Source organism: Rhodopirellula sp. JB055 (assembly GCF_043100905.1).
Classification (GTDB): domain Bacteria; phylum Planctomycetota; class Planctomycetia; order Pirellulales; family Pirellulaceae; genus Rhodopirellula.
Genome location: NZ_JBICHO010000096.1, coordinates 1 through 4655, shown reverse-complemented (window position 1 = coordinate 4655; position 4655 = coordinate 1). Strand labels below are relative to the sequence as shown.

Annotated in this window: 2 protein-coding genes and 1 pseudogene; all 3 read left to right on the top strand. The window is 57.7% G+C overall.

Annotated elements, in window-relative coordinates:
- A pseudogene (locus ACF8AM_RS03835) lies at positions 1 to 239 on the top strand (MATE family efflux transporter); the annotation flags it as partial.
- Positions 240 to 325: 86 nt separating this feature from the next.
- The gene (gene acnA / locus ACF8AM_RS03830; protein ID WP_392554362.1) at positions 326 to 3031 is read left to right on the top strand and encodes an aconitate hydratase AcnA; all 2706 of its coding nucleotides are present in this window, start codon (positions 326 to 328) and stop codon (positions 3029 to 3031) included.
- A gap of 17 nt (positions 3032 to 3048) precedes the next feature.
- On the top strand, positions 3049 to 4593 hold the full coding sequence (locus tag ACF8AM_RS03825; protein WP_392554361.1) for a polyamine aminopropyltransferase: 1545 nt from the start codon (positions 3049 to 3051) through the stop codon (positions 4591 to 4593).
- The last annotated feature ends 62 nt before the right edge of the window (positions 4594 to 4655 follow it).

Below are 4655 nucleotides of genomic sequence, written 5' to 3'. Positions count from 1 at the left end.
GTGCGGGGGACACGTGGTTCGTGTTGTTGGCGGGATTGGTGGTGTCGTTTGTGGCAGTGATTGTGGGGATGGTGTGGCAACCTGTCGCGGCTCGGTTCCAGGATCCCGACGGCCAGGCGGCGGCGCTCGTGGCGTTGGATTGGTGGTGGTGGGTCATCACGGGCTGGGTCTGCACCCTCGCAATCGTCATGGCCGGACGTTTTTTGCAAGGCAAATGGCAGCGGATGCGGATGGTTTGATTCCACCACTACGGTTTTGGCAGAGGCATTGCTAAACTGTCAGCCACTCAGCATTTTTCGACAATTCGACAACAGGAACCCATGCAGTGACTGCGGATATCTTCGGCGCACGCGAACAGTTTGAAACCGGATCCGGCTCTGCGGCGATGTATCGCTTGGAGGCGCTTCAAAAACGAGGCTTGGGGCAAATCGATCGCTTGCCGTTCTCCATTCGTGTGCTGTTGGAAGCTGTGCTGCGGAATTGCGACGGCTTTCAAATCAGCGAAGACGACGTCAAAAATCTTGCTAGTTGGGACGCGAAAGCGGTGGCGCCTCACGAGGTGCCGTTCAAACCCTATCGCGTTGTCCTGCAAGATTTCACCGGCGTTCCCGCGGTCGTCGATTTGGCCGCGATGCGATCGGCGATGGAACGAATCGGTGGCGACCCGAACAAGATCAACCCGCTGATCCCAGTCGACCTGGTGATCGACCACTCGGTGCAAGTCGATTTCTTTGGCAGCGACGGTGCACTCGTGCAAAACGTCGAACGCGAATTCGAACGCAACAAAGAGCGTTACGAGTTTCTGCGTTGGGGCCAGCAAGCGTTCGATAACTTCGGCGTGGTACCACCCAACGTTGGGATCGTTCACCAAGTCAACTTGGAATACCTCGCTCGTGTCGTCGCGCTGGGCAAAGACGATCAAGGCCCTGTGGCGATGCCCGACACGCTGGTCGGCACCGATTCGCACACAACCATGATCAATGGTTTGGGCGTTTTGGGATGGGGCGTCGGAGGCATCGAAGCCGAAGCCAACATGCTCGGCCAACCGCTTTACATGCTGATGCCAGAAGTCATCGGGTTCGAACTGACCGGCGAATTGCCATCGGGCGCGACCGCGACGGACATGGTGTTGCGAGTCGTCGAGATCCTGCGTGCCGAAGGCGTGGTGGGTAAGTTTGTGGAGTTCTTCGGAACGGGCATGAACGCGATGAGCGTTGCTGACCGAGCCACGATCGCGAACATGGCTCCTGAATACGGTGCCACGATGGGGTTCTTCCCCGTTGACGATCTGACGCTGCACTACATGCGTCAAACCGGCCGCAGCAAAGAAAACGTGGAACTGGTCGAACGTTACTGCAAAGAACAAGGTCTGTTCCGTTTGGATGACGGGCCGACGCTGAACTACACCAAAACCGTGTCGCTCGATTTGTCGACGGTCGAACCCAGCATGGCTGGACCGAAACGCCCACAAGACCGTGTGTCGCTGGCCACCATGAAGAAGGCGTTCAACGAATCCTTGACCGCTCCCGTCGGTGCCTCCGGTTTCGGGTTGGCTCCTGAGGATTTGAAACGCACCGGCCACGTTTCCAACAACGGTGCCAGCACGGACATCACGCACGGTGCCGTTGTGATCGCTGCCATCACGTCTTGCACGAACACGTCCAACCCATCGGTGATGGTGGGTGCCGGATTGTTGGCCAAGAAGGCTGCGGAACGCGGTTTGACCGTGCCGGCTCACGTGAAAACGTCGCTGGCCCCTGGTTCGCGAGTCGTGACGGATTACCTGAACAAAGCCGGTTTGTCCGAGTCGCTCGACAAGCTCGGTTTCAACACCGTTGGTTATGGTTGCACGACCTGCATCGGGAACTCCGGACCATTGCCAGAGCCCGTTGCCAAGGCCATTCAGGATGGCGACTTGATCGCTTCGGCGGTTTTGTCGGGAAACCGGAACTTCGAAGGTCGGGTCAATCCGCTCACGAAAGCCAACTACTTGGCCAGCCCACCGTTGGTCGTCGCGTACGCGTTGGCCGGAACAACCGACATCGATCTGAACACTGAACCGCTCGGCAAAGACACCAGCGGCGAAGATGTCTTTTTGAAAGACGTGTGGCCATCAGCCGACGAAATTCGCGAAACGATCGCGTCGTGCATTCAGCCGGAAATGTTCACCAACGAATACGAAGCCGCTGTGTCGGGCAACGACATGTGGAACGCCATCGAAGCGGCGGGCGGAGCGTTGTACCCGTGGGACGAAAAGAGCACCTACATTCACCACCCACCGTTCTTGGACAGCGTCACCGCGGAAGCCGTGCCGGACATCGCTCCGATCAAGGGTGCGAAGGTGTTGGCACTGCTTGGTGATTCGGTCACGACCGACCACATTTCACCCGCCGGTGCGATCGCAACCGACGGGCCTGCCGGACGTTACCTGCAAGAAAACGGCGTGCCGATTCGCGAATTCAACTCGTTCGGTTCGCGTCGCGGGAACGACCGCGTGATGGTGCGTGGAACGTTCGCCAACATTCGCATTCGCAATCAACTGGCACCCGGAACCGAAGGCGGTGTGACGCGGTACTTGCCATCCGGCGAAACGATGAGCATTTACGATGCGGCCATGAAGTACCAAGCCGACGACGTGCCGTTGATCGTCTTGGCCGGCAAAGAATACGGAACCGGAAGTAGCCGTGACTGGGCCGCCAAGGGGACGATGATGTTGGGCGTCAAAGCCGTCATCTCAGCCAGTTTCGAACGCATTCACCGTAGCAACTTGGTTGGTATGGGCGTGTTGCCCTTGGAATTCGCTGATGGTGGTTCGTGGCAGTCGCTCGGTTTGACCGGCGAAGAAAGCTACGACATCGATGGCCTGTCCAACGACCTCGAGCCTCGTTCGTTGATCAAAGTGGTGGCGACCGCCGCTGACGGGACCAAGACGGAATTCGAGTGCCGCGTTCGGATCGATACCCCGGTCGAATTGCAGTACTACCAAAACGGCGGCATCCTGCCGACCGTTCTGCGAAACCTCCGCGGTTGATCTCGGCTGATTCGCAAGTGATTCATCGCGCCCCGCTGCATCTGCTGTATCTCAACGTGCTCGTCATTGCGACGTGCGGTTTGATCTACGAGTTGTTGGCGGGGACGCTGGCGAGTTACCTGCTGGGTGATTCGGTCACCCAGTTCTCGCTAATCATCGGCGTGTACCTTTCCGCGTTGGGATTCGGAGCCTGGTTGTCTCAATACGTGACTTCCAAGCTCGCTCGCGTGTTCATCGAAGTCGAATTGGCTCTGGCGTTGTTGGGCGGCTTCTCCACGCCACTTCTGTTTCTCGCCTTCCCGATGATCGAGTGGTTTCAGTGGCTGCTCTTCACCAGCGTGATCGTGATTGGAACGCTGGTGGGTTTGGAATTGCCGCTGTTGATGCGGATTCTGAAGGAACACCTGGAATTCGAAGAACTCGTCTCTCGAGTTCTTGCGTTTGATTACCTGGGGGCTCTGTTTGCCTCGTTGTTATTCCCGATCTTTCTGGTGCCGAAGTTGGGCTTGAATCGCACAGCGATCGTGTTCGGTTTGCTCAACGCCATGGTCGGGTTGTGGGGGACTTATCTGCTTCGCCCGTTGCTCGCGAAGAAGGGGTTGGACGGTCTTCGAGGGCGAGCGTTTCTGGTGATTGGGCTGCTGATCGTTGGGTTCATCAAAGCCGATTCGATCACCAGTATCGCGGAAGAAAACACATTGGGCGGCCGGATTGTGTATGCCGACACGTCGCCTTTTCAACGCATCGCTGTGACTCGCAACGACAAAGGGTTCCAGCTCTATTTGAACGGTCATCTGCAATTCAACAGTGTCGATGAATACCGCTATCACGAGGCGCTCGTGCATCCGGTCATGTCCGTCTGCCAGGACGCTCGTCGCGTGTTGGTGCTCGGTGGCGGCGATGGATTGGCGGTGCGTGAGATTCTGCGATACGACCATGTTGAGTCGGTGACGCTGGTGGATTTGGATCCCGCGATGACTCGCTTGGCCACCCAGTTCGAACCGCTGGCGGAATTGAACGGGCGATCGCTGGAGAGGGACCGCGTCACGGTTGTCCATCGAGACGCTTTTTTGTGGGTGGGCGAAGCCGATGATCAGTTTGACGCGGTCGTGATCGATTTTCCTGATCCAGGCAATTACTCGATTGGGAAACTCTATTCGTCGCGTTTCTACAATTTGCTTCGAGAGCGGATGACCGAGGACGCGGGATTAGCGATTCAGTGCACGTCGCCTTTGGTGGCACCCAAATCCTACTGGTGCATCCTGCGGACGATGCAGGCATCCGGGTTTGACGTCACGCCGTATCACGCACCGGTGCCCACGTTCGGGATCTGGGGGTTTGCTTTGGCTCGAATTGCTCAAGCCCCAGAATCGGAGTCCAATTGGCGTTTGCCGCCGGAGTTGTCAGCCGAGGTAGCTGGGTTGCGATATCTCACGTCGTCCACCATGGCAGGCTTGTTCGATCTGCCCGCCGATCAACAGCCCCGCGACGTTGCGCCCAATCGTTTGAACGACCAAATCCTCGTGCGTTTGTACGACGAAGAATGGGGCAACAACCCGTAGCCGGATTCGCCAAGAATTCGGAGGGTGGCAGTGCGTGTGAACGACGCTTTCCGTCCATCGCT